General features: G+C 68.3%; 31 protein-coding genes. 5 read left to right on the forward strand and 26 right to left on the reverse strand.

The window, feature by feature from the left end:
- The first annotated feature begins 148 nt into the window (after nt 1-148).
- Nucleotides 149-1,303, forward strand: a complete 1,155-nt coding sequence (locus GTY47_RS07190; protein ID WP_010036617.1) for a hypothetical protein — start codon at nt 149-151, stop codon at nt 1,301-1,303.
- 53 nt (nt 1,304-1,356) lie between these two features.
- Here the strand turns inward: GTY47_RS07190 and GTY47_RS07195 are convergent, their stop codons facing one another.
- The gene (locus tag GTY47_RS07195) at nt 1,357-2,361 is read right to left on the reverse strand and encodes a BtrH N-terminal domain-containing protein (RefSeq protein WP_010036618.1); all 1,005 of its coding nucleotides are present in this window, start codon (nt 2,359-2,361) and stop codon (nt 1,357-1,359) included.
- Between the two features lie 82 nt (nt 2,362-2,443).
- Nucleotides 2,444-2,815 carry a holo-ACP synthase gene (locus GTY47_RS07200; protein ID WP_029180952.1) on the reverse strand — a complete coding sequence of 124 codons (372 nt, stop codon included), beginning with the start codon at nt 2,813-2,815 and terminating at the stop codon, nt 2,444-2,446.
- Nucleotides 2,816-2,889: 74 nt separating this feature from the next.
- Between GTY47_RS07200 and GTY47_RS07205 the strand changes: the two genes are divergently transcribed.
- On the forward strand, nt 2,890-3,555 hold the full coding sequence (locus GTY47_RS07205) for an ankyrin repeat domain-containing protein (protein ID WP_010036621.1): 666 nt from the start codon (nt 2,890-2,892) through the stop codon (nt 3,553-3,555).
- Between the two features lie 41 nt (nt 3,556-3,596).
- On the opposite strand, the gene glmS is transcribed toward GTY47_RS07205, so the two are convergent.
- Complete coding sequence (gene glmS, locus GTY47_RS07210; RefSeq protein WP_010036623.1) at nt 3,597-5,444, reverse strand: glutamine--fructose-6-phosphate transaminase (isomerizing); 1,848 nt, start codon at nt 5,442-5,444, stop codon at nt 3,597-3,599.
- Between the two features lie 173 nt (nt 5,445-5,617).
- On the opposite strand from glmS, the gene coaA reads away from it, so the two are divergent.
- Nucleotides 5,618-6,607, forward strand: a complete 990-nt coding sequence (coaA, locus tag GTY47_RS07215; protein ID WP_010036625.1) for a type I pantothenate kinase — start codon at nt 5,618-5,620, stop codon at nt 6,605-6,607.
- Nucleotides 6,608-6,638: 31 nt separating this feature from the next.
- Nucleotides 6,639-7,577, forward strand: a complete 939-nt coding sequence (locus tag GTY47_RS07220; RefSeq protein WP_029180954.1) for a DUF389 domain-containing protein — start codon at nt 6,639-6,641, stop codon at nt 7,575-7,577.
- Nucleotides 7,578-7,658: 81 nt separating this feature from the next.
- On the opposite strand, the gene glmM is transcribed toward GTY47_RS07220, so the two are convergent.
- From glmM to GTY47_RS07240, 4 genes are all read right to left on the reverse strand, one after another.
- Nucleotides 7,659-9,017, reverse strand: coding sequence for a phosphoglucosamine mutase (glmM, locus tag GTY47_RS07225; protein WP_010036630.1), 1,359 nt, complete (start codon nt 9,015-9,017; stop codon nt 7,659-7,661).
- 174 nt (nt 9,018-9,191) lie between these two features.
- Nucleotides 9,192-9,704, reverse strand: coding sequence for a 30S ribosomal protein S9 (gene rpsI, locus GTY47_RS07230; RefSeq protein WP_010036632.1), 513 nt, complete (start codon nt 9,702-9,704; stop codon nt 9,192-9,194).
- A gap of 42 nt (nt 9,705-9,746) precedes the next feature.
- Nucleotides 9,747-10,190 (reverse strand): 50S ribosomal protein L13, encoded by a 444-nt coding sequence (gene rplM / locus GTY47_RS07235; protein ID WP_010036634.1) that lies wholly within the window; start codon nt 10,188-10,190, stop codon nt 9,747-9,749.
- 214 nt (nt 10,191-10,404) lie between these two features.
- Nucleotides 10,405-10,722 carry a hypothetical protein gene (locus tag GTY47_RS07240; RefSeq protein WP_040902783.1) on the reverse strand — a complete coding sequence of 106 codons (318 nt, stop codon included), beginning with the start codon at nt 10,720-10,722 and terminating at the stop codon, nt 10,405-10,407.
- Nucleotides 10,723-10,787: 65 nt separating this feature from the next.
- Here GTY47_RS07240 and GTY47_RS07245 point away from each other — a divergent pair, with 65 nt between their 5' ends.
- Nucleotides 10,788-11,669, forward strand: a complete 882-nt coding sequence (locus GTY47_RS07245) for a hypothetical protein (RefSeq protein WP_173937257.1) — start codon at nt 10,788-10,790, stop codon at nt 11,667-11,669.
- A gap of 3 nt (nt 11,670-11,672) precedes the next feature.
- On the opposite strand, the gene truA is transcribed toward GTY47_RS07245, so the two are convergent.
- The 19 genes from truA to rplX form a co-directional block, all read right to left on the reverse strand.
- Nucleotides 11,673-12,527: a tRNA pseudouridine(38-40) synthase TruA gene (truA, locus tag GTY47_RS07250; RefSeq protein ID WP_010036640.1), complete on the reverse strand. Its 855-nt coding sequence runs from the start codon at nt 12,525-12,527 to the stop codon at nt 11,673-11,675.
- Nucleotides 12,528-12,644: 117 nt separating this feature from the next.
- Nucleotides 12,645-13,130 (reverse strand): 50S ribosomal protein L17, encoded by a 486-nt coding sequence (rplQ, locus tag GTY47_RS07255; protein ID WP_010036642.1) that lies wholly within the window; start codon nt 13,128-13,130, stop codon nt 12,645-12,647.
- Nucleotides 13,131-13,247: 117 nt separating this feature from the next.
- Nucleotides 13,248-14,270: a DNA-directed RNA polymerase subunit alpha gene (locus GTY47_RS07260; RefSeq protein ID WP_003966937.1), complete on the reverse strand. Its 1,023-nt coding sequence runs from the start codon at nt 14,268-14,270 to the stop codon at nt 13,248-13,250.
- Nucleotides 14,271-14,420: 150 nt separating this feature from the next.
- Entirely contained in the window at nt 14,421-14,825 is a 405-nt protein-coding gene (rpsK, locus tag GTY47_RS07265) for a 30S ribosomal protein S11 (RefSeq protein ID WP_003956432.1), read from the reverse strand.
- A 64-nt stretch (nt 14,826-14,889) separates the two neighbouring features.
- A complete protein-coding gene (rpsM, locus tag GTY47_RS07270; RefSeq protein WP_010036675.1) occupies nt 14,890-15,270 on the reverse strand; it encodes a 30S ribosomal protein S13 in 381 nt (126 codons plus the stop codon).
- Nucleotides 15,271-15,464: 194 nt separating this feature from the next.
- Complete coding sequence (gene rpmJ / locus GTY47_RS07275; protein WP_003974245.1) at nt 15,465-15,578, reverse strand: 50S ribosomal protein L36; 114 nt, start codon at nt 15,576-15,578, stop codon at nt 15,465-15,467.
- A gap of 69 nt (nt 15,579-15,647) precedes the next feature.
- Complete coding sequence (gene infA / locus GTY47_RS07280; RefSeq protein ID WP_003948620.1) at nt 15,648-15,869, reverse strand: translation initiation factor IF-1; 222 nt, start codon at nt 15,867-15,869, stop codon at nt 15,648-15,650.
- Between the two features lie 235 nt (nt 15,870-16,104).
- A complete protein-coding gene (gene map, locus GTY47_RS07285) occupies nt 16,105-16,941 on the reverse strand; it encodes a type I methionyl aminopeptidase (RefSeq protein ID WP_010036691.1) in 837 nt (278 codons plus the stop codon).
- Nucleotides 16,942-17,073: 132 nt separating this feature from the next.
- The gene (locus tag GTY47_RS07290; protein WP_010036693.1) at nt 17,074-17,736 is read right to left on the reverse strand and encodes an adenylate kinase; all 663 of its coding nucleotides are present in this window, start codon (nt 17,734-17,736) and stop codon (nt 17,074-17,076) included.
- Entirely contained in the window at nt 17,736-19,049 is a 1,314-nt protein-coding gene (gene secY / locus GTY47_RS07295; protein WP_010036695.1) for a preprotein translocase subunit SecY, read from the reverse strand. The genes GTY47_RS07290 and secY overlap by 1 nt, the downstream gene beginning before the upstream one ends.
- Before the next feature lie 234 nt (nt 19,050-19,283).
- Nucleotides 19,284-19,739, reverse strand: coding sequence for a 50S ribosomal protein L15 (gene rplO, locus GTY47_RS07300; protein WP_010036696.1), 456 nt, complete (start codon nt 19,737-19,739; stop codon nt 19,284-19,286).
- A 2-nt stretch (nt 19,740-19,741) separates the two neighbouring features.
- Nucleotides 19,742-19,924, reverse strand: coding sequence for a 50S ribosomal protein L30 (gene rpmD / locus GTY47_RS07305; RefSeq protein ID WP_003974250.1), 183 nt, complete (start codon nt 19,922-19,924; stop codon nt 19,742-19,744).
- Nucleotides 19,925-19,926: 2 nt separating this feature from the next.
- Complete coding sequence (gene rpsE / locus GTY47_RS07310) at nt 19,927-20,532, reverse strand: 30S ribosomal protein S5 (protein WP_009190144.1); 606 nt, start codon at nt 20,530-20,532, stop codon at nt 19,927-19,929.
- Between the two features lie 43 nt (nt 20,533-20,575).
- Nucleotides 20,576-20,959, reverse strand: a complete 384-nt coding sequence (gene rplR, locus GTY47_RS07315) for a 50S ribosomal protein L18 (RefSeq protein WP_010036704.1) — start codon at nt 20,957-20,959, stop codon at nt 20,576-20,578.
- A 3-nt stretch (nt 20,960-20,962) separates the two neighbouring features.
- Nucleotides 20,963-21,502 (reverse strand): 50S ribosomal protein L6, encoded by a 540-nt coding sequence (gene rplF, locus GTY47_RS07320; protein WP_010036705.1) that lies wholly within the window; start codon nt 21,500-21,502, stop codon nt 20,963-20,965.
- A gap of 23 nt (nt 21,503-21,525) precedes the next feature.
- Nucleotides 21,526-21,924 (reverse strand): 30S ribosomal protein S8, encoded by a 399-nt coding sequence (gene rpsH, locus GTY47_RS07325; RefSeq protein WP_003992367.1) that lies wholly within the window; start codon nt 21,922-21,924, stop codon nt 21,526-21,528.
- Between the two features lie 212 nt (nt 21,925-22,136).
- Nucleotides 22,137-22,322 (reverse strand): type Z 30S ribosomal protein S14, encoded by a 186-nt coding sequence (locus GTY47_RS07330; protein ID WP_003948630.1) that lies wholly within the window; start codon nt 22,320-22,322, stop codon nt 22,137-22,139.
- 5 nt (nt 22,323-22,327) lie between these two features.
- A complete protein-coding gene (gene rplE / locus GTY47_RS07335) occupies nt 22,328-22,885 on the reverse strand; it encodes a 50S ribosomal protein L5 (protein ID WP_010036711.1) in 558 nt (185 codons plus the stop codon).
- Nucleotides 22,885-23,208, reverse strand: coding sequence for a 50S ribosomal protein L24 (gene rplX / locus GTY47_RS07340; protein WP_010036713.1), 324 nt, complete (start codon nt 23,206-23,208; stop codon nt 22,885-22,887). Before rplX ends, rplE begins: the two co-directional genes overlap by 1 nt.
- Nucleotides 23,209-23,210 lie beyond the last annotated feature (2 nt).

Below are 23,210 nucleotides of genomic sequence, written 5' to 3' on the forward strand. Positions count from 1 at the left end.
CCCGTACGACCGCCCGAGCACTCCCCCGTAGCTCACGCAACTGCGAACCGTGTCGGATCCATTGACGCTTTGCCTGCCCTTTGCCAGACTCACCGGCCGCGCAGAAAGCGCTTGCACACCCCCCACGTTCGACGAAACCGAGGCCCCCATGGGACGCAGAGCCGCATTCCTCGCCGCCGCCGGTGCCACCGCCGTCCTCACCGCCGCCGGCACCCTGACCGCCCCCGCCACCGCCGCCCCGACGCGAGTGACTGCCTGCGGGGACGGCTCGTACCAGGCAGAGGCCGTGCAGAACGGCGGCAACTGGACCACCCGGCGCGGCAGCAGCACCGTCTACACCGGCACCGACATGCGCGCCGCCGTCCAGGCGGCCGTCAACAGCCTCTCGTCGGGCCGCACGTCGAAGGAGCGGGTCGTGGTCCGCGGCTCGGGCTCGGTCTCGGCGGGCTCACGCATCTCGCTCCCGAGCTACACCGTCCTCGACGTCTGCGGCACCATCAACGTCACCGGCAGCGGCTCCGGCGACCAGGCGCCGGTCTACTCCCGCGGCACCCGTGACGTGGAGGTCCAGAACCTCAAGCTCACCGGCACCCCGCTCTACGGCATCTTCATGCGCAACGTCCAGAACGTCGTGCTCGGCCAGATAGACATGCGCCTCTCCCGCGGCCTGGGCGTCCGCATCGACAACCGCGGCGACACCAGCCAGTGGACGCGCAACGTCCGCATCGACAACGTCTACGTCTCCGGCGCGTCCAGCCACGCGGTCGAGACCTACGGCGTCGACGGCATCACCATCGGCACGGTCACCGCCCGCAACGTGGGCGAGTCCGGCCTGCTGCTCAACCAGACCATCAACGCGAGCGTCACCAAGGTGGACGCGGAGAACGCGGGCACGGGCACCGGCTACGCGGCCTTCCGCATGGCCAACCGCAACGGCCGGGTCGGCAGCGGCTACCCGACCAACATCCGGGTCGGCGAGGTCATCGCGCGCGGCGGCGGACGCGGGGTGTTCTGCGTCTCGGAGAGCGGCGGGGCGACGATCGACAAGGTGACGATCTCCAACACCGGCAACAACTCGGTCCTGATCGAGAACTGCTACAACGTCAGCCTCGCGGCCCGGAGCGGCACGATCTCGGGCGGCGGCGAACTGCGCCTGGCCGCCCGCTCGGAGTTCCCGAACAACAAGGACATCACCATCCAGAACCTGACGGTCACCAACTCGGCCATCAGGGAGAGCCCGTGCGGCGAGAACACGACGTTCCGCAACATCACGCGGGTGAACAGCAGTCAGACGATCTGCTGACGCCCCGGCACTCCCCGAAGCCTCCGCACTCCTCGAAGCCCTCGCCCTGAGGCTCACCCGGCGAGGGCTTCACCCCGCAGGCGGCTCAGTGCCCGCATGGCCTCGCGCTCGATGCGCGCGACTTCGGACAGGGCGGCACCGGCCCGCACGAGGCACTGCCCGTCACCCGATTCGCCCGCTCTCGCGATGAGTGCCGCGACATCCGTCCACAGGGTGGCTGCCTCGGCGTACAGCCTGTGCCCGGTCCGCAGATGGCCGCTGTCGAGCCACTCGGCACACTCGGCGAGGAAGTCGCGGTACAGGTTCCGGAACAACGCGCCGCCGGTGCCGGCCTTCTCCATCAACTGCGCGGCCTGCGGCAGGTCCCGCCGCGGATCGTCGGTGCGCCGGAGCCATGTGCGCACCAGCTTGCCGGCCTTGTCGATGCCCCGGTGGCCGAGGTTGGCGATCGGCGGGTCGAGGAAGGCGTCGGCGCAGGCGGTGACGGCCGGGACGATCCGGCTCCGCGGGTCGGGCGCCTTCTTCGGAACGGTGAGCGTGAAGGACCGGTGCCTGGCGGTCATCGGCCCGCGCGCGGCCCTGGCCCGGGCGAGGCTGCTCAGGCTGGTGGACACGGCTCCGCCCTGCTGGTCGGTGTCCACCAGGTGGGCGTCGTGCTCGTCGTAGCCGTACAGGGCGACGACGTGACCGCCGAAGTGCACCCTCGAGGTGAAGTAGTCCAGGTGGTAGCTGTCGAGCTGGAGCCCGACGGGCCGGCCGGCGTCGATCGCGGTCGCCGCGTTCTCCCACGCCTTGCGGGCGGAGCCGGTCTCCCGCACCGCGAGCTCCAGGCCCAGCGTGGCGGCCAGGTTCCTGGTGAGCTCGAAGGGCTTGACGCGCCCGCCGAGGAAGGGAAAGTCCATGTTCTTGCTGTCCCAGTAGATGAAGGACAGGCCGGACCCGAGGCCGAAGAGCATGGGCTCGGACAGATCGAGTCCCTGGTGCCGCAGCAGCACGCCCAGAGCCGACGTCTCGCAGTGCTGCGTACCGCGAAGGTCGACGCCCTTTACCGTGGTCATGCCGTGCCCTCCTGGACAGGGGTGATCAACCGGTCAGCGGGCCACGCTCCTGTGGTCCATGTCGTCACTCCCCGGCCCCGGCTCACCCTTCCGCGATCACCACGGCCGAGGCGACACCCGCGTCATGGCTCAGGGACACGTGCCAGGACCGCACCCCGAGCTCGGCGGCCCGCGCGGCCACGGTCCCGGTCACCCGCAGCCACGGCTGTCCACTGTCCTCGACGCACACCTCGGCATCGGTCCAGAGCAGCCCGGCCGGAGCCCGGAGCGCCTTGGCCAGGGCCTCCTTGGCGGCGAACCGGGCAGCCAGGGAGGCGACCCCCCGGCGCTCCCCACTGGGCAGCACCAACTCCCGCTCCACGAACAGCCGTCCGGCCAACGCGGGCGTACGCTCCAGCGACGCCGCGAACCGATCGATCTCGGCGACGTCGATCCCGACCCCGATAATGCTCATGCGCAGCACCCTACGGTCCTGCCGGGGCGTTCCCCGCCGACACGGCTCCGTTCCCGCCTCCTAGCATGATCCACATGGAATGGGACGGCCTCACCGACCGCGGGCACTACAACGACTGGTATCTGAAGGACCGGGACCGGTTCTCGGACCTGGCCCGGGACGCCGACTGGGACGGCCTGTTCGCGGAGTTGGGGAAGCACCCCGAACGGGTCAACTTGGCCCGGCCCGGGAAACGCAGCGGATTCGCCCCGCTGCACCAGGCCGCCTGGCACGGTGCCGGCATCGCCGTCGTCTCCCGGCTGATCGCGCACGGCGCCTGGCGCACCCAGCGCACCCGGGACGGACTTCGCCCCGTGGACATCGCGCGGGAGCGGGGTCACACGCACCTGCTCGAGCTCCTGGAGCCGGTCGAGGTGCGGCGGCTCCCCGCCCCGTCCGACGCGCTGGAACACCACTTCCACGCGATGCTGCGGGAGCGGACGGGCAGTTGCTTCGACGAGACCGAACACCTGCTGCCGCCGCTGTCCCCGCTGACGGAGAGTCTGAGCGGACAGATCTTCTTCCGTGTGGTCGGCATGATGGGCGGCTTCCACTACCGCCTGCACGCGGACGTCGTGCATGTGAACGGCCGCTCGCGGATGGACGGCGACAACGGGGACTTCTACCAGGTGACCCCCGACGGCTGGACCAAGCTGGCGTACAGCCCCACGCCGCCGCCACCCTGGAGCTACCCGTACTGAGGCGAACGGCGACCGGCCGTTCGCCCCTCTCCGTCGCTCCGCTACTCCACCGTCACCGACTTCGCCAGGTTCCGAGGCTGATCCACCTCGTTCCCGCGGGCCGTCGCCAGCTCACACGCGAACACCTGCAGCGGCACCGTGGCCACGAGCGGCTGGAGCAGCGTCGGCGTGGCCGGCACCCGGATCAAGTGGTCCGCGTACGGCACCACCGCCTCGTCCCCCTCCTCCGCGATGACGATCGTCCGCGCACCCCGCGCCCGGATCTCCTGGATGTTGGACACGATCTTGTCGTGCAGCACGGACCGCCCGCGCGGCGACGGCACCACGACGACCACCGGCAGATCCTCCTCGATCAAGGCGATCGGCCCGTGCTTCAACTCCCCCGCCGCGAACCCCTCGGCGTGCATGTAGGCCAGCTCCTTGAGCTTCAGCGCGCCCTCCAGCGCCACCGGATACCCCACGTGGCGGCCGAGGAACAGCACCGTGTTCTTCGAGGCGAGCGTGCGCGCCAGCTCCCGCACCGGCTCCATGGTGCCCAGCACCTGATCCACCGCACCGGCGATCGAGGACAGGTCACGGATCACCGCCCGGATCTCGTCGCCCCACTTGGTGCCCCGCACCTGGCCCAGATACAGGGCGACCAGGTAGCACGCGACGAGCTGCGTCAGGAACGCCTTGGTGGAGGCGACGGCCACCTCCGGCCCGGCGTGCGTGTACAGCACCGCGTCCGACTCACGCGGGATCGTCGAGCCGTTGGTGTTGCAGATCGCCAGCACGTTGGAGCCCTGCTCACGGGCGTGCCGCAGCGCCATGAGGGTGTCCATGGTCTCGCCGGACTGGGAGATGGCGATGACGAGGGTCTGCGCGTCCAGGATCGGATCCCGGTACCGGAACTCACTGGCCAGTTCCACCTCGCACGGCAGGCGCGTCCAGTGCTCGATGGCGTACTTGGCGATCATCCCGGCGTGGAAGGCCGTACCGCACGCGACGATGACGACCTTGTCGATCTCCCGCAGCACCCCCGCGGGGATCCGCACCTCGTCCAGGGTCAGCGAACCGGAGCCGTCGATCCGGCCCAGCAGCGTATCGGCGACCGCCTTGGGCTGCTCGGCGATCTCCTTGAGCATGAAGTAGTCATAGCCGCCCTTTTCCGCGGCCGACGCGTCCCAGTCGACGTGGTACGAGCGGACGTCGGCCGGGCGGCCGTCGAAGCCCGTCACCGTCACGCCGTCCCGGCGCAGCTCCACCACCTGGTCCTGTCCCAGCTCGATCGCCGACCGGGTGTGGGCGATGAACGCGGCGACGTCCGAGGCGAGAAAGGCCTCGCCCTCCCCGACGCCCACCACCAGGGGCGAGTTCCGCCGTGCGCCCACCACCACGTCCGGCTCGTCGGCGTGCACCGCGACCAGCGTGAACGCGCCCTCCAGCCGCCGGCACACCAGCCGCATCGCCTCGGCGAGGTCGGCGCACGAGGAGAACTCCTCGGCGAGCAGATGCGCGACGACCTCGGTGTCCGTCTCGGAGGTCAGCTCGTGCCCCCGCTCCTCCAACTCGGCCCGCAGCACGGCGAAGTTCTCGATGATGCCGTTGTGCACCACCGCGACCCGTCCCGCGTTGTCGATGTGCGGGTGGGCGTTGGCGTCGGTCGGGCCGCCGTGTGTGGCCCACCGGGTGTGTCCGATGCCCGTCGTGCCGGCCGGCAGGGGCCGGCCGTCCAGTTCCTTCTCCAGGTTGAGGAGCTTGCCGGCCTTCTTCCCCGTCGCCAGCCCGCCGTCGGCCAGCACGGCGACGCCCGCCGAGTCGTACCCCCGGTACTCCAGCCGCTTCAGCCCGGCCATCACGACCTCGAGCGCCGACTGCGGCCCCACGTAACCCACGATTCCACACATGGGCGGCAGCTTAGGGTCGTTTCCCGCGCCGAACCTGCCGCAGCGTGCCCGAAATCGGAAATTACCACCGGGGTACGAAGCCCTGTCGGCCTTCTCCCCGCAGAGGAGGCCCCGAGGCCCCTGCGTGACGGATCCCACCTCACCGTCCGTTCGTACGCCCGTAACAATGGACTGTGATCTCTCCGGTCTCCTCGATCCCCCGGAGCGCCCACCGGCAGCGGCCGGAGGCGACTCCCTACGTCGACCTCACCCGAGCCGAGTGGAGCGCGTTGCGCGACAAGACGCCGCTGCCGCTGACGGCCGAGGAGGTCGAGAAGCTGCGCGGTCTCGGCGATGTCATCGACCTCGACGAGGTGCGGGACATCTACCTCCCGCTGTCCAGACTCCTCAACCTCTACGTCGGTGCCACGGACGGCCTCAGAGGCGCGCTCAACACCTTCCTGGGCGAGCAGGGCTCCCAGTCCGGCACCCCGTTCGTCATAGGAGTCGCCGGCTCGGTCGCCGTGGGCAAGTCGACGGTCGCCCGGCTCCTCCAGGCCCTGCTCTCGCGCTGGCCGGAACACCCGCGCGTCGAGCTGGTCACCACCGACGGCTTCCTGCTGCCCACCAAGGAGCTCCAGGCCCGCGGCCTGATGTCGCGGAAGGGATTCCCCGAGTCCTACGACCGCCGCGCGCTGACCCGCTTCGTCGCCGACATCAAGGCCGGCAAGGACGAGGTCACGGCTCCCGTCTACTCCCACCTGATCTACGACATCGTCCCCGACAAGAAGCTCACGGTCCGCCGCCCCGACATCCTGATCGTCGAGGGCCTGAACGTCCTCCAGCCCGCCCTTCCCGGCAAGGACGGCCGCACCCGGGTCGGCCTCGCCGACTACTTCGACTTCAGCGTGTACGTCGACGCCCGCGTCGAGGACATCGAGCGCTGGTACCTCAACCGCTTCCGCAAGCTGCGCGCGACCGCCTTCCAGGACCCGTCCTCGTACTTCCGCAAGTACACCCAGGTCTCGGAGGAGGAGGCCCTCGACTACGCCCGGACGATGTGGCGCACGATCAACCGGCCCAACCTGGTCGAGAACATCGCCCCCACCCGCGGCCGCGCCACCCTCGTGCTGCGCAAGGGCCCGGACCACAAGGTGCAGCGCCTCAGCCTGCGCAAGCTGTGACGCCGGGGAAAAGCCCGGTTAGATGGTCGTCATGCTCCACCTGCGCCTGATCACCCCGCCCGAGCAGACCGACGACGTGGTGCGGCTGATCGAGAAGACGGTCGGCACCACCCACCTCGTCGTGCTGCCGGACACCGCACGCAACCCCGCCGGGGACGTCGTGATGTGCGACGTGGCGCGGGAGGCGGGCGACGAACTGCTCACCGGCCTGCGCGAACTCGGCATCGACACCAGCGGTTCCATCGCCGTCGAGAACATCGACCTGTCGCTGTCCGAGCGGGCCGACCAGGCCGCGGCCGACGCACCCGGTGAGGGCGCCGACGCGGTCCTGTGGGAGCACCTCAGCGACGCGACGCACGAGGAGTCGACCCTCTCCGTCACGTACCTCGCGTTCATCACCCTCGCCACGATGATCGCGGCCTGCGGCGTGGTCCTGGACAACGCGATCCTGATCGTGGGCGCCATGGCGGTCGGCCCGGAGTTCGGCCCGCTCGCCGGCATCTGCACCGCCATCGTCCGCCGCCGAGCAGGCCTGGCCCTGCGCTCGGTGATCGCCCTCCTGGTGGGCTTCGCGGTGGCCATGGCGGTGACGGTCGGCTTCAGCCTCTTCATGGACGCGGTCGACCTGTTCAGCGAGCGGCAACTCATGGGGGACCGCCCCAACACGGGCTTCATCTACGCCCCCGACTGGTTCTCCTTCGTCGTGGCGGTCCTGGCCGGCATCGCCGGCACGCTCTCCCTGACCTCCGCGAAGTCGGGCGCCCTGGTGGGCGTGGCCATCTCGGTGACCACGGTCCCGGCCGCCGCGAACGCCGCCGTGGCCCTGAGCTACGGCGACACCAAGCAGACCTGGGGCTCCACGGAGCAGCTCCTGCTGAACCTGCTGGGCATCATCGTCGCCGGCACGGTAACCCTGCTGCTACAGAAGTGGCTCTGGTCCAGACAACGCCAGCAGGTCAGCAGGCTTTAGGGGTGCGGGGAACTGCGCGACCAGCCACGAAGCACCCGCAGCCCGCCCACCACAGAATTCCCCACCCCCCTACCCGGTTCATCAACCGAGCGCAGACTTCACCGCATCCGCAAGCCGCCCCGCAACGGACCGAGCCTGCTCGATATCAGCCGCCTCCACCATCACGCGAACCAACGGCTCGGTCCCCGAGGACCGCAACAGCACCCGCCCGGTGGCGCCCAGCTCCCGCTCCGCGTCGGCGACCGCCGAGGACAGCTCGGCCGACGTCGTCACCCGGGACTTGTCGACGTCCGGCACATTGATCAGCACCTGCGGCAGCCGCTCCATCACAGAGGCCAGCTCCCGCAACGAACGCCCGCTCTGCGCGACCCGCGCCGCCAGCAGCAGCCCGGTCAGCGTGCCGTCGCCCGTCGTCGCGTGGTCGAGGATGATCACGTGCCCGGACTGCTCGCCCCCGAGGGCGAACCCGTGCTCCTTCATCTCCTCCAGCACGTACCGGTCGCCCACGGCGGTCTGCACGAGCCGGATGCCCTCACGCTCCATGGCGAGCTTGAAGCCCAGGTTGGACATCACCGTCGCCACGACCGTCTCGGCCCGCAGCGTGGCAGCCTCCCGCATGGCCAGGGCGAGCACGGCCAGGATCTGGTCGCCGTCCACCTCCGCGCCGGTGTGGTCCACGGCGAGGCACCGGTCGGCGTCCCCGTCGTGCGCGATGCCCAGGTCGGCCCCGTGCTCGACGACGGCGGCCTTGATCTTGTCCAGGTGGGTGGAGCCGCACCCGTCGTTGATGTTGAGCCCGTCCGGCTCGGCCCCGATCGTCACGACCTCGGCACCGGCCCGCTGGAACGCCTCGGGCGAGACCCGGGCGGCGGCGCCGTGTGCCTCGTCGAGGACGACCTTCAGCCCGTCGAGCCGGTTCGGCAGGGCGCGCAGCAGATGCTCGACGTACCGGTCGAAGCCCTCCTCGTACTCGCGCACCCGGCCCACCCCGGCCCCGGTCGGCCGGTCCCACGGGGCGCCGGTGCGGTGCTCCTCGTAGACGGACTCGATCCGGTCCTCCAGCTCGTCGGCGAGCTTGTGCCCGCCGCGGGCGAAGAACTTGACGCCGTTGTCCGGCATGGCGTTGTGGCTCGCGGAGAGCATCACACCGAGGTCGGCGCCGAGCTCTCCGGTCAGGTACGCCACCGCGGGCGTCGGCAGCACGCCGACCCGCAGGACGTCCACGCCGGCGCTGGCGAGGCCCGCGACCACGGCGGCCTCCAGGAACTCCCCGGACGCGCGCGGATCACGCCCGACCACCGCGGTCGGCCGGTGTCCCTCGAACGTGCCCGCCTCGGCCAGTACGTGCGCCGCGGCCACGGAGAGGCCGAGGGCCATCTCCGCCGTCAGATCCGCGTTGGCGACACCGCGCACGCCGTCCGTGCCGAAGAGTCGTCCCACTGTGGTGTCCTCCGAATTACGAGAGAGTGCGGCTCCGGTACGACCCCTGAGACTGCCCGGCATGTGCAGGGGTTGTGTACGGGAACGCCCCGGCGGCACGGAATGTGCCGCCGGGGCGATTGTTGCGAAAACCGTCGCAACGTTGCGAAGACAGTCGCAAGAACAGCGACGCGATTAGCGCTTGCTGTACTGCGGGGCCTTGCGGGCCTTCTTCAGACCGGCCTTCTTGCGCTCGACCGCACGGTCGTCGCGGCGGAGGAAGCCGGCCTTCTTGAGGGCGCCACGGTTGTTGTCGACGTCGGCCTCGTTCAGCGCGCGGGCGACACCGAGACGGAGCGCACCGGCCTGACCGGAGACACCGCCACCGGCGATGCGGGCGATGACGTCGTAGCGGCCCTCGAGCTCGAGCACCTTGAAGGGCTCGTTGACTTCCTGCTGGTGCACCTTGTTCGGGAAGTAGTCCTCGAGGGTGCGACCGTTGATCTTCCACTTGCCGGTGCCCGGGACGATCCGGACGCGGGCGATGGCGTTCTTGCGACGGCCCAGGCCGGCGGCCGGCTGGGGCTCGCCGAAGCGGGAGGCCATGGACTCCGAGGTGTACTCACCCTCGACGGGGACCTCGGACTCGGTGGTGTAGCTGTCGATGTCAAGCTCTTCGAGCGGCTGCTCGGCAGTGGTCTCGGCCACGATTCTCCTCAGATTCTCTTCAGTCTTAGGGGGTGGCCGGACTTACTGCGCGACCTGGGTGATCTCGTACGGCTGCGGCTGCTGCGCGCCGTGCGGGTGCTGGTCACCCTTGTAGACCTTCAGCTTCGAGAGCATCTGACGGCCCAGAGTGTTCTTGGGGAGCATGCCCTTGACGGCCTTCTCGATGGCCTTCTCGGGGTTCTTGTCGAGCAGCTCGTCGTAACGGACGGAGCGCAGACCACCCGGGTAGCCGGAGTGGCGGTACGCCATCTTCTGGGTCCGCTTGTTGCCGGACAGGTGCACCTTGTCCGCGTTGATGATGATGACGAAGTCACCAGCGTCGACGTGGGGGGCATAGATCGGCTTGTGCTTGCCCCGGAGGAGGGTCGCTGCGGTGGTGGCGAGACGACCCAGGACAACGTCCTGAGCGTCAATGACGTGCCACTGGCGCGTCACATCGCCGGGCTTGGGGCTGTACGTACGCACGGTTCGTAGCCTTCGCTTCGAGTGAATGGTCCTGAACAGGTCACCGAAACGATCACGACAGCCTTGACCGCACTGCGGTGACGCAAACCGCGTGCTGGTCGCTGGTCATCGGCCCGGTGGACCGGTGTAAGGGCCCGTCCCGTGAGAATGAGCAAGCCAATACACAACGAACAAGCAGAATACCGGTGCTCACCACAAGGGTCAAAACGCGGGATCACCGCCGGCGATCGGCTACGGAGACGCACAGGCCGGCACAGAGAGTCACGGCCTTCCGCAGCGTCCGGCGCCGCGGCGGCCGCACGTACGGGAACACCGTCGGCAGCAGCACATCGGCGAGCACCGCGACGCACCGGCGCGGCAGTGAGCCGCCACCGCGCGGACGACGCAGCGCCCGCAGCACCCCGACCGCGACCGACGGCCACACCCCGACCGCGGCCGCGGCCGAGGGCCAGGACCGCAGGCACACCACCAGCACCACGGTCGGCAGCAGTCGCCCCAACCACCCGCAGATGTCGCCTTTGCCCGTCCGCATGGGAGGAACGCTAGGTGCTCCGGAGCCCATCCAGGCGGACCAGCACGCCCCATGTCCCGTCTAAGATGCGCCCCATGAGCTTTGGGCAGGGGGGACCTCAGTCCCAGTGGGATCCCTGGAAACCGCAGTCGCAGCAGCCCTGGAACAGCGGGGGCGGCCAGTCTCCGGACTGGGCCGCGCTCGCCGAGGCGTCCGAGGCCCGTAACAAACGACGCCGGCTGCTCCTGGTCGGCGGCGGCGCGCTCGCCACCGTCGCGATCGGCGCCGCCGTCGCCGTGGCCGTGGTCTCCGCGGGCGGCGACAACCAGGCGAACAGCCCGACCTCCCAGGTGCCCTCGGCCGACATCCCGAGCGAGTCGGCCTCGGCCCCGTCGTTCGCCCCGACCAGCGCCCCGCCCCCGCTGGACCCCAAGGACTTCATCGCCAGCGCGAAGAAGGACACGGCTCCGCTCAGCCCGGACACCCTCTTCCCCGGCACGCAGCTGACCATGGGCGAGACGACGTACAAGAAGGGCCCCACGGCCGACACCAAGAACTGCGCCTCGGCGTCGGGCGGCACCCTCCCGAAGATCCTCACCGCGAACGACTGCACCCGCCTGATACGCGTCACCTACTCCGCGGACGGCATCGCCGTGACGGTCGGCGTGGCGGTCTTCGACACCGAGGCACAGGCCGCCAAGGCCAAGGGCGAGACCAACAAGAAGAGCTTCGTCAAGTCGCTCTCCGGCGGCGGCGTGAAGCCCTTCTGCGAATCCGGGTTCTGCCGTACGACCAGCAACTCCTACGGCCGCTACGCCTACTTCACCAACGCCGGCTTCACCAGCGGCAAGGACGTGACGGAAAAGGACACCGAGGTGTTCGCCACGGGCGACAACCTCCAGCTGTTCACGTTCCGTCAGATCCACCGCCGCGGCCAGGCACAGGCGTCCGCCGCGGCCGACGAGTAGGCGTCAGCAGCACCCCGCCGGCGGCAGCGACCGCTTGTTCCGCGCCTCCTTGCTGCGCGCGGCGAGCAGTTCGTCGGCCGGGTAGCCGACCTCCTCCAGCGTCAGCCCGTGCGGCCGTACGACGTGCACGGCCGAGTCCCGCACACCGGCCGCCAGCACCTTCGCGGGCCAGTCCGGCGGCCGGTGCCCGTCGCCCACGAACAGCAGCGCCCCGATGAGCGAGCGCACCATGTTGTGGCAGAAGGCGTCGGCCCGCACGGTCGCGGTGATGATGCCGTCGTCGCCCTTCACGAGCCGCAGTTCCTGGAGCGTGCGGATCGTCGTCGCGCCCTCCCGCTTCTTGCAGTAGGCGGCGAAGTCGTGCTCCCCGAGCAGCCGCCGTGCGGCCTCGTTCATGGCGTCGACGTCCAGGGGCCAGTCGTGCCACAGCACATGGTTCCGCAGCAGCGGATCGACGCCCCCGGGATTGTCGGTGACCCGGTACGCGTACCGCCTCCAGATCGCCGAGAACCGCGCGTTGAAGCCACTGGGCGCCTCCCTGAGGGCCCAGACCCGTACGTCCCTGGGCAGCCGCCCGGCGAGCCGCTTCAGCAGCTTCTGGTTGTGCTCGGCCCAGACCTCACGCGGCAGATCGACGTGCGCCACCTGCCCCCGGGCGTGCACCCCGGCATCGGTACGCCCCGCCACGGTCAGCTCGTACGTCTCCCCCGACCGCGTCACGGTCCGCAGGGCGTCCTCGATCTCCCCCTGCACGGTACGCCGCCCCCCGGCCTGCTTGGCCCACCCGGAGAACTCACTCCCGTCGTACGACAGGTCGAGACGCACACGAACGTAACCGGCTGCTGCTTCATCACTCACGTACAGATCCTCTCAGCAACACAAAAAAGCGGGCCCGCCCCTCATCAGGGGCGCGGGGAACTGCGCGAACAACCACGGCGAAGCCGCAGCCGCCCGTTCACAGCCCCCGGCAGACGCTCAGGCGTCCTTGGACTCCTCGGCGTCCTCGGCCTTGGTCGTGTCGACCTGAGCCTCGGCGGCCTCGGCGTCCTTGGCGGCACGCTTGGTCGCGGCCTCGGCCTCGCCGGTCGCCTCCTGCGCCACCGTCAGCGCCTCGACCAGCTCGATGACAGCCATGGGCGCGTTGTCGCCACGGCGGTTACCGATCTTGGTGATGCGGGTGTAGCCACCCGGACGGTTCTCGTAACGCGGGCCGATCTCGGTGAAGAGCGTGTGGACGATGCTCTTGTCCGTGATGACCTGGAGCACCTGACGGCGGTTGTGAAGGTCGCCCTTCTTCGCCTTGGTGACCAGACGCTCGGCGTACGGACGCAGCTTGCGCGCCTTCGCCTCGGTGGTGGTGATCCGGCCGTGCTCGAACAGCGACTTCGCGAGGTTCGCGAGCATCAGCTTCTCGTGCGCGGCGCTGCCGCCCAGACGGGCACCCTTGGTGGGCTTCGGCATGGTGTTTCTCCTAGGTGTCTGCCCCGGCCGTATCAGGTACCGGGGTCAGTATCCGAGCAGACGGGTTTGCCTGTCGGAGATCCGGGGTCCGCTGACGCGGACCCCGGAAGCAGAGACTCAGTACTGCTCGGTCTCCACGAACCCGGCGTCCGCGTCGTCATCGGCACCGAACGCGTCAGCCGCAGCGGTCGGGTCGAATCCGGGCGGGCTGTCCTTCAGGGCCAGGCCCATGCCGGCCAGCTTCGCCTTGACCTCGTCGATGGACTTCGCACCGAAGTTGCGGATGTCCAGGAGGTCGGCCTCGGAACGCGCCACGAGCTCGCCCACGGAGTGGATGCCCTCGCGCTTGAGGCAGTTGTAGGAGCGGACCGTGAGCTCCAGCTCCTCGATCGGCAGCGCCAGATCGGCGGCAAGGGCGGCGTCCGTCGGGGACGGGCCCATGTCGATGCCCTCGGCGTCGATGTTCAGCTCGCGGGCGAGACCGAACAGCTCGACCAGGGTCTTACCGGCGGACGCCATGGCGTCACGCGGGCGCATGGCCTGCTTGGTCTCGACGTCGACGATCAGCTTGTCGAAGTCGGTCCGCTGCTCGACACGCGTGGCCTCGACCTTGTACGTGACCTTGAGCACCGGCGAGTAGATCGAGTCGACCGGGATCCGGCCGATCTCCTGGCCGACCTGCTTGTTCTGCACGGCGGAGACGTAACCGCGGCCACGCTCGACCGTCAGCTCCATCTCCAGCTTGCCCTTGCCGTTGAGCGTGGCGAGGACGAGGTCGGGGTTGTGCACCTCGACACCGGCCGGCGGCGCGATGTCGGCGGCGGTGACCAGACCCGGGCCCTGCTTGCGCAGGTACATCACGACCGGCTCGTCGTGCTCCGAGGAGACGACCAGCTGCTTGATGTTGAGGATCAGGTCGGTGACGTCCTCCTTGACGCCCGGCACGGTGGTGAACTCGTGCAGGACACCGTCGATGCGGATGGACGTGACCGCCGCACCCGGGATCGAGGAGAGGAGGGTCCGGCGGAGGGAGTTGCCGAGGGTGTAGCCGAAGCCCGGCTCCAGCGGCTCGATCACGAACCGGGAGCGGAATTCGTCGACGACCTCTTCGGTCAACGAGGGACGCTGAGCGATCAGCATGTGTGGATCAGATCCTTCAGTCGGGGGCGCCCGCTATATGACGCCCGACTCGACCGTCCCCGACATAAAGGGACGGGTACTGCAAGGGTACGGGCGATACGGCCCGAAGGAGCCGTACCGCCCGAAAACCGAGAACCCGAAGGCGTCGCGTCAGACGCGGCGGCGCTTCGGCGGACGGCAGCCGTTGTGCGGGGTCGGGGTGACGTCCTGGATGGAGCCGACCTCGAGACCGGTCGCCTGGAGCGAACGGATGGCGGTCTCACGACCGGAACCCGGGCCCTTGACGAACACGTCGACCTTGCGCATGCCGTGCTCCTGGGCGCGGCGGGCAGCCGACTCGGCGGCCATCTGCGCGGCGAACGGCGTGGACTTCCGGGAGCCCTTGAAGCCGACGTGGCCGGCGGAGGCCCAGGAGATCACGTTGCCGGACGGGTCCGTGATCGAGACGATCGTGTTGTTGAACGTGCTCTTGATGTGCGCGTGGCCGTGAGCGACGTTCTTCTTTTCCTTGCGGCGCACCTTCTTGGCAGCGCCCTGACGACCCTTGGGGGGCATCTATAACTCCTACGGGAGGTGGTCGGTCCTGCAGCGAAGACCGCTGACGAGCGTCCGCTGAGGACTACTTCTTGCCCGGCTTCTTCTTGCCGGCGATGGCGCGACGCGGGCCCTTGCGGGTGCGGGCGTTGGTGCTGGTGCGCTGACCGCGGACGGGCAGACCGCGGCGGTGACGCAGACCCTGGTAGGTACCGATCTCGACCTTGCGGCGGATGTCGGCCTGGATCTCGCGACGGAGGTCACCCTCGGTCTTGATGTTGTTGTCGACGTACTCGCGGATCGCGACGAGCTGCTCCTCGGAGAGGTCGCGAACGCGGGTGTTCGGGTCGACGCCGGTGGCGGCCAGCGTCTGCTGCGAGAGGGTCCGGCCGATGCCGAACACGTAGGTGAGGGCGATCTCCACGCGCTTGTCGCGCGGGATGTCAACACCGGAAACGCGTGCCATTCAATGGCTCCAGTTACTTGTCGGAGGTCTTCCGCAGAACCGACTCCCAGCCGCCGTACCAGGTACGAACTGGGTCCCCGGCCTCCGAACCGGGGGTGTCAGGCCGACCGCGGCCAGCCTGGATCCTGCGTATGAACATATTCAGCTTGCGTCGCGCGAATCTCTGCGATGGATGCAGAGGGATCGGTCGTGCGTCAGCCCTGGCGCTGCTTGTGGCGCGGGTTATCGCAGATGACCATGACCCGGCCGTGACGGCGGATCACCCTGCACTTGTCGCAGATCTTCTTGACGCTCGGCTTGACCTTCATGGGTGTGAGGTTCTCCGGGTCAGTGCCGGCGGCCCCAGTCGCACACGGCGCCCGGGGCACAGGCAAGATCTACTTGTAGCGGTAGACGATCCGGCCACGCGTGAGGTCGTACGGAGACAGCTCCACCACGACCCGGTCGTCAGGGAGGATGCGGATGTAGTGCATACGCATCTTGCCGCTGATGTGTGCCAGGACCTGGTGGCCGTTCTGGAGCTCGACCTTGAACATGGCGTTCGGAAGAGACTCGACGACAGTGCCCTCGATCTCGATGGCACCTTGCTTCTTGGCCACGCTTCGCCCTTCGAATCGACTACCTTGATCGACTCAGTGCGGGCCGCATGCAGACATGCGGGTACACAAGAGCCGACGAGTCAGTCTACGACAGGGCCCTCAGAAACACGAATCGGGGAAGTCTGCCCCGCCGGAGACGGCTTTAAGCGCCCCGAGAGGGGCGCGGGGAACTGCGCGACAAGCCACAGCGCACCCGCAGCCGCCGACGTGCACGGCACCCCACCGCGGAATGCGCTCAGCCCAACGGATCCGGCGCGGCAACGATCCCCAGCTCGGCGAGCTTCGCCTTCCCCCCGTCGGGAGACGTCAGCACGAGCGGGCCCTCCTCGGTCAGCGCCACCGAGTGCTCCCAGTGCGACGACCACGTGCCGTCCGTGGTGACGACCGTCCAGTCGTCCTGGAGGACCTCGGTCTTCGGGGTGCCGAGGGAGACCATGGGCTCGATCGCGAGGCAGAAGCCGGGCACCAGCTTCGGGCCCTTGCCACGCCTCCGGTCGACGTAGTTCAGCAGGTGCGGGTCCATGTGCATCTCGGTGCCGATGCCGTGGCCGCCGTAGTCCTCGATGATCCCGTAGCGGCCGCCGCCGGGCTTCGGCTGGCGGCGGATGTACGTCTCGATCGCCCGGGAGACGTCGACCAGCCGGTTGCCGAGCTTCATGGCCGCGATACCGGCCCACATCGACTCCTCGGTCACCCGGGAGAGCTCGACGAGCTCCGGAGCGTGACCGGAGCCCACGAAGGCCGTGTACGCGGCGTCGCCGTGCCAGCCGTCGATGATCGCGCCGCAGTCGATGGAGATCACGTCCCCGTCCTTGAGGACGACGTCGTCGGACGGGATGCCGTGGACGACGACCTCGTTCACCGAGGTGCAGATGGTCGCGGGGAAGCCCCCGTACCCGAGGAAGTTCGGCTTGGCGTTGTGCTCGGCGAGCACCTTGCGGGCGACCTGGTCCAGATCCTTCGTCGTGGCCCCCGGCACGGCGGCTTCACGGGTCGCCGCGTGAATGGCGGCGACGACCAGCCCCGCCTCACGCATCTTGGCGATCTGCTCGGGGGTCTTGATCTGCACCATGGGGGCTACGGCCTTTCTGGACCTTCGGAGAGTGAGAACGCCTTCAACGATACGGGGCCGCGCGACAGACCCCGCCCACACAGCAGCCGCGGCTCCCCGGGGGGAACCGCGGCGGTAGCTGCGCACGAACGACTACTTGTCGTCCTCGCCACGCTTGAGCGCCTCCATGGCGCGCGTCGTGACGTCCTCCACCTTGCCGAGCGCGGAGATCGTGACCACCAGGCCCTGGGCCTTGTAGTAGTCGATGATCGGCTCGGTCTGCGTGTGGTAGACCTCCAGCCGCTTGCGGACGGTCTCCTCGGAGTCGTCGTCGCGCTGGTAGAGCTCGCCGCCGCAGACGTCGCAGACGCCCTCCTTGGCCGGCGGCTTGTACGTCACGTGGAAGACGTGCGCCGACTCGTTGCGGCAGACGCGGCGGCCGGCGATCCGCTTGACCACCTCGTCCTCGGGGACCTCCAGGTCCAGCACCGCGTCGAGCTGCATGTTCTCGGTCTCCAGCAGCTCGTCGAGCGCCTCGGCCTGGGAGACGTTGCGGGGGAAGCCGTCCAGCAGGAAGCCGTTCTCGGCGTCCGGCTGCTCCATGCGGTCCTTCGCCATCGCGATGGTGACCTCGTCGGGCACGAGATTGCCCGCGTCCATGTAGGACTTCGCCAGTTTGCCGAGTTCCGTCTGCTGGCTGATGTTGGCCCGGAACAGGTCGCCCGTGGAGATGTGCGGGATCGACAGGTTCTTGGCCAGGAACGCGGCCTGCGTTCCCTTACCGGCACCCGGCGGCCCGACGAGGACGATACGCATCAGCGGAGGAACCCTTCGTAATTGCGCTGCTGGAGCTGGCTCTCGATCTGCTTCACGGTCTCGAGACCGACACCCACGATGATCAGGATGCTGGTACCGCCGAACGGGAAGTTCTGGTTTGCCCCGAAACCAACCAACGCCATCGTCGGTACGAGAGCGATCAGACCCAGGTACAGCGAACCCGGCCAGGTGATCCGGTTGAGTACGTAGCTCAGGTACTCAGCGGTCGGTCGGCCAGCCCGGATGCCCGGGATGAAGCCACCATACTTCTTCATGTTGTCGGCGACTTCCTCGGGGTTGAAGGAGATCGCGACGTAGAAGAATGCGAAGAAAACGATCAGCAGGAAGTACGAAATGATGTAGTACGGGTGGTCGCCCTTGACGAAGTGTTGCTCGATCCAGGTTTTCCAGCCCGAGGTGCCTCCGGCGAACTGGGCGATCAGCGCCGGGATGTAGAGCAGCGACGAGGCGAAGATGACGGGAATCACACCCGCCTGGTTCACCTTCAGCGGGATGTACGTGGACGTACCGCCGTAGGAGCGGCGGCCGATCATGCGCTTGGCGTACTGAACCGGGATGCGGCGCTGGGCCTGCTCGACGAAGACGACCAGGCCGACCATGACGAGGCCGACCGCGATGACGGTGCCGAACTCGATCCAGCCGCCGGCCAGGGAGCCCTGCTCCTTGATGGCCCACAGGGCGGACGGGAAGGTGGCGGCGATCGAGATGAACATCAGGATCGACATGCCGTTGCCGATGCCGCGGTCGGTGATGAGCTCGCCGAGCCACATCACGAACGCCGTACCGGCGGTCATGGTGATGACCATGGTGATGGTGACGAAGATCGACTGGTCCGGGACGATCTGGCTGGCCACCGGGCAGCCCTGGAACAGAGCGCCGCTGCGGGCGGTGGCGACGAGGCCGGTGCCCTGAAGGATGGCGAGGGCCACCGTCAGGTAACGGGTGTACTGCGTGATCTTCGCCGTACCGGCCTGGCCCTCCTTCTTCAGGGCTTCCAGGCGCGGGATCACCACGGTCAGCAGCTGCAGAATGATGCTCGCCGTGATGTACGGCATGATGCCCAGCGCGAAGATCGTGATCTGGAGCAGCGCGCCGCCGCTGAACATGTTGACCAGACCGAACAGACCCTGGTTGGCCTGGGCGGCGTCGATACAGGTCTGGACGTTCCGGTAGTCGACTCCTGGGATCGGGATGTGCGTACCGACCCGGTAGACCACGATGATGCCGAGCGTGAAGAGCAGCTTCTTGCGCAGGTCGGGCGTCTTGAACGCCCGGGCGAACGCGGTGAGCACGGTGCCTCCTGCGACCCCCGCGCAACTGCGTCAAGGGTGACGGTCTTGAGGTTCGACGAATAAGTAACGGGCAACTGCCGCTCAGAGTGCCCGAAGTGAAGCACCCTGTGAAAGTGGGCAGTGCAGGCCACCTTACCGGCGAGACTGCCGCCCTAGGAACGACCGACCGGGGATACCCCATTTGTGGGGTATCCCCGGTCGGGATCGCTCAGGTCATCGAGACGCCTGTGGGATTCAGACGAGCTCGGTGACGGAACCGCCGGCGGCGGTGATCTTCTCCTTGGCGGAGCCGGAGACGGCGTCGACCGTCACCTGCAGCGCCACGGAGATCTCGCCCTGGCCGAGGACCTTGACGAGGCTGTTCTTGCGAACAGCACCCTTGGCCACCAGCGACTCGACGGTGACCTCGCCACCCTCGGGGTAGAGGGAGGCCAGCTTGTCGAGGTTCACGACCTGGTACTCGGTCTTGAAGGGGTTCTTGAAGCCCTTCAGCTTCGGGAGACGCATGTGGAGGGGCATCTGCCCACCCTCGAAGCGCTCCGGAACCTGGTAGCGGGCCTTGGTGCCCTTGGTACCACGACCGGCCGTCTTACCCTTCGACGCCTCACCACGACCGACACGGGTCTTGGCGGTCTTGGCGCCCGGGGCGGGACGGAGGTTGTGGATCTTGAGCGGGTTCTGCTCCGCCATGATCAGTCGACCTCCTCGACCGTCACGAGGTGGCGGACGGTGTGCACCATGCCGCGGAACTCGGGGCGGTCCTCCTTGACGACCTGCGTGTTGATGCCCTTGAGACCAAGGGAGCGCAGGGTGTCACGGTGGTTCTGCTTGCTGCCGATGTAGGACTTGACCTGCGTGATCTTGAGCTGCGCCATGATTACGCACCCGCCCCGGCACGCGCACGCAGGAGAGCCGCGGGGGCGACGTCCTCGAGGGGCAGACCACGGCGGGCCGCGATCTCCTCGGGACGCTGCAGGCCCTTCAGGGCCTCCACGGTGGCGTGCACGATGTTGATCGCGTTGTCGGAGCCGAGCGACTTCGACAGCACGTCGTGGATACCGGCGCACTCGAGCACGGCACGCACCGGACCACCGGCGATAACACCGGTACCGGGCGACGCGGGCTTGAGCAGGACGACGCCGGCAGCCTTCTCACCCTGGATGGGGTGCGGGATGGTGCCCTGGATCCGGGGGACCTTGAAGAAGTGCTTCTTGGCCTCCTCAACGCCCTTGGCGATGGCGGCCGGCACCTCCTTGGCCTTGCCGTATCCGACACCCACGGTGCCGTCACCGTCGCCCACCACGACCAGCGCGGTGAAGCTGAAGCGACGACCACCCTTCACAACCTTGGCGACGCGGTTGATCGCGACAACGCGCTCAACGTACGCGGTCTTCTCGGCGGCAGCTGCGCCGCCGTCACGGCCCTTCCGGTCCCGCCGCTCGCCGCCACCGGCACCGCCACCGCGGCGCTGGGGTCCAGCCATTGGAATTACCTCTCTCTGTCTCCGCTAGCTACGGAACCAGGACTCAGAACTTGAGTCCGGCCTCGCGGGCGGCGTCCGCCAGGGCGGCGATGCGCCCCGCGTACTGGTTACCACCACGGTCGAACACGACGGCCTCGACACCGGCGGCCTTGGCACGCTCGGCGACCAGGGCGCCGACCTGCTTGGCCTGCGCGGACTTGTCGCCCTCGCCACCGCGGATCGAGCTGTCCAGGGTGGACGCCGATGCCAGGGTGTGGCCCTTCAGGTCGTCGATCACCTGCGCCACGATGTGGCGGTTGGAGCGGGTCACGACCAGACGGGGACGCTCCGCCGTACCGTTGATCCGCTTGCGGATCCGGATGTGACGGCGCTTGATCGCGGCGCGCTTGTAGGCGTCGCCCTTCAGGATCTTCTGCCCGTATGCCATGGCTTACTTACCCGCCTTTCCGACCTTGCGGCGGATGACTTCGCCCTCGTACTTGACGCCCTTGGCCTTGTACGGGTCGGGCCTGCGCAGCTTGCGGATGTTGGCCGCAACCTCGCCGACCTTCTGCTTGTCGATGCCCTCGACCGAGAAACGGGTCGGGGACTCCACCTTGAAGGTGATGCCCTCGGGGGCCTCGACCAGGATCGGGTGGCTGTAGCCGAGGGAGAACTCCAGGTTGGAGCCCTTCGCCACGACGCGGTAACCGACACCGCTGATTTCGAGCTTCTTGACGTATCCCTGGGTCACACCGGTGATCATGTTCGCCACCAGCGTGCGGGACAGGCCGTGCAGGGCCTTGCTCTGCCGCTCGTCGTTGGGCCGGAGCACCTGAAGGGTGCCGTCCTCGGCCTTGGCGATGTCGATCGGCGCGATGACGGTGTGGGTCAGTTCGCCCTTGGGGCCCTTGACCGCGACCGTACGGCCGTCGATGGTGACGTCCACGCCGGCGGGAACCGGGATGGGGAGCTTGCCGATACGCGACATTGTGTCTCTCCTCCGTTCCCGAACTACCAGACGTAGGCGAGGACTTCCCCACCCACGCCCTTCTTCTGCGCCTGCTTGTCGGTCAGGAGACCGTGGGACGTGGAGATGATGGCCACGCCCAGGCCGCCCAGCACCTTCGGCAGGTTGGTGGACTTCGCGTACACCCGGAGACCGGGCTTGGAGATCCGCTTGATGCCCGCGATGGAGCGCTCACGGTTGGGGCCGAACTTCAGCTCCAGGACGAGGTTCTTGCCGACCTCGGCGTCCTCGACCTTCCAGCCCGTGATGAAGCCCTCCTGCTGGAGGATCTCCGCGATGTGCGACTTGATCTTCGAGTGCGGCATCGCCACGGAGTCGTGGTACGCCGAGTTCGCGTTCCGCAGACGCGTCAGCATGTCTGCGATCGGATCAGTCATGGTCATGAATTGGCCTTCGGCCTCTCTCGCCGGGGTTTCCTGGTGCGCCATCCCTCTCCCCGATCCGAGACGGGACGGGTGCGGCGCGGTGGACCTACGGCGTAGTAAGTCGTAAGGGCGGCGGCAGACGCCCAACCCCACAAGCCTAAGGCATGTGAGCTGGACGTCCGGCCGCCCCAGATGCTTACCGAGAGCCCTGCTAATCCCTTATCGGGGGATTACCAGGAGCTCTTGGTCACGCCCGGCAGCTCGCCACGGTGAGCCATCTCACGAAGGCACACGCGGCACAGGCCGAACTTGCGGTACACGGAGTGCGGGCGGCCGCAGCGCTGGCAGCGGGTGTAGCCACGCACACCGAACTTGGGCTTGCGAGCAGCCTTGGCAATCAGAGCCTTCTTCGCCATCTCGCTCACGCCTCCTTGAAGGGGAAGCCGAGGTGACGAAGGAGCGCGCGGCCCTCAGCGTCGTTGGTCGCCGTGGTGACCACGGTGATGTCCATACCCCGGACGCGGTCGATCTTGTCCTGGTCGATCTCGTGGAACATGACCTGCTCCGTGAGACCGAAGGTGTAGTTGCCACGGCCGTCGAACTGCTTGGGGGACAGGCCGCGGAAGTCGCGGATGCGCGGCAGCGCGAGCGACAGGGTGCGGTCCAGGAACTCCCACATGCGGTCGCCACGGAGCGTGACGTGGGCACCGATCGGCTGGCCCTCACGCAGCTTGAACTGCGCGATGGACTTGCGGGCCTTGGTGACGGCCGGCTTCTGACCGGTGATCGTGGTGAGGTCGCGGATGGCGCCCTCGATCAGCTTGGAGTCGCGGGCGGCGTCGCCCACACCCATGTTGACCACGATCTTGACGAGACCGGGGATCTGCATGACGTTCTCGTACTTGAACTCGTCACGCAGCTTGCCCGTGATCTCCTCACGGTACTTCTGCTTCAGTCGCGGAGTGGTGGTGGTCGTCATCAGATGTCCTCACCCGTCCGCTTGGCAACGCGGATCTTGTTGCCTTCGTCGTCGAAGCGGTAACCGACGCGGGTCACGACCTTCTTGCCGTCCTTCTCCACGACCAGCTGGACGTTGGAGACGTGGATCGGCGCCTCGGTGGTGACGATGCCGCCGGCCTGCGAACCGCGAGCCGTCGGACCGGCCTTGGTGTGCTTCTTGACCCGGTTGACACCCTCGACCAGGACACGGTCCTCGCGGGGGAAGGCCGCGATGACCTTGCCCTGCTTGCCCTTGTCCTTACCGGTGATGACCTGGACCAGGTCGCCCTTCTTGATCTTCATGC

It is taken from the genome of Streptomyces sp. SID5464 (genome assembly GCF_009862985.1).
GTDB lineage: Bacteria > Actinomycetota > Actinomycetes > Streptomycetales > Streptomycetaceae > Streptomyces > Streptomyces chartreusis_D.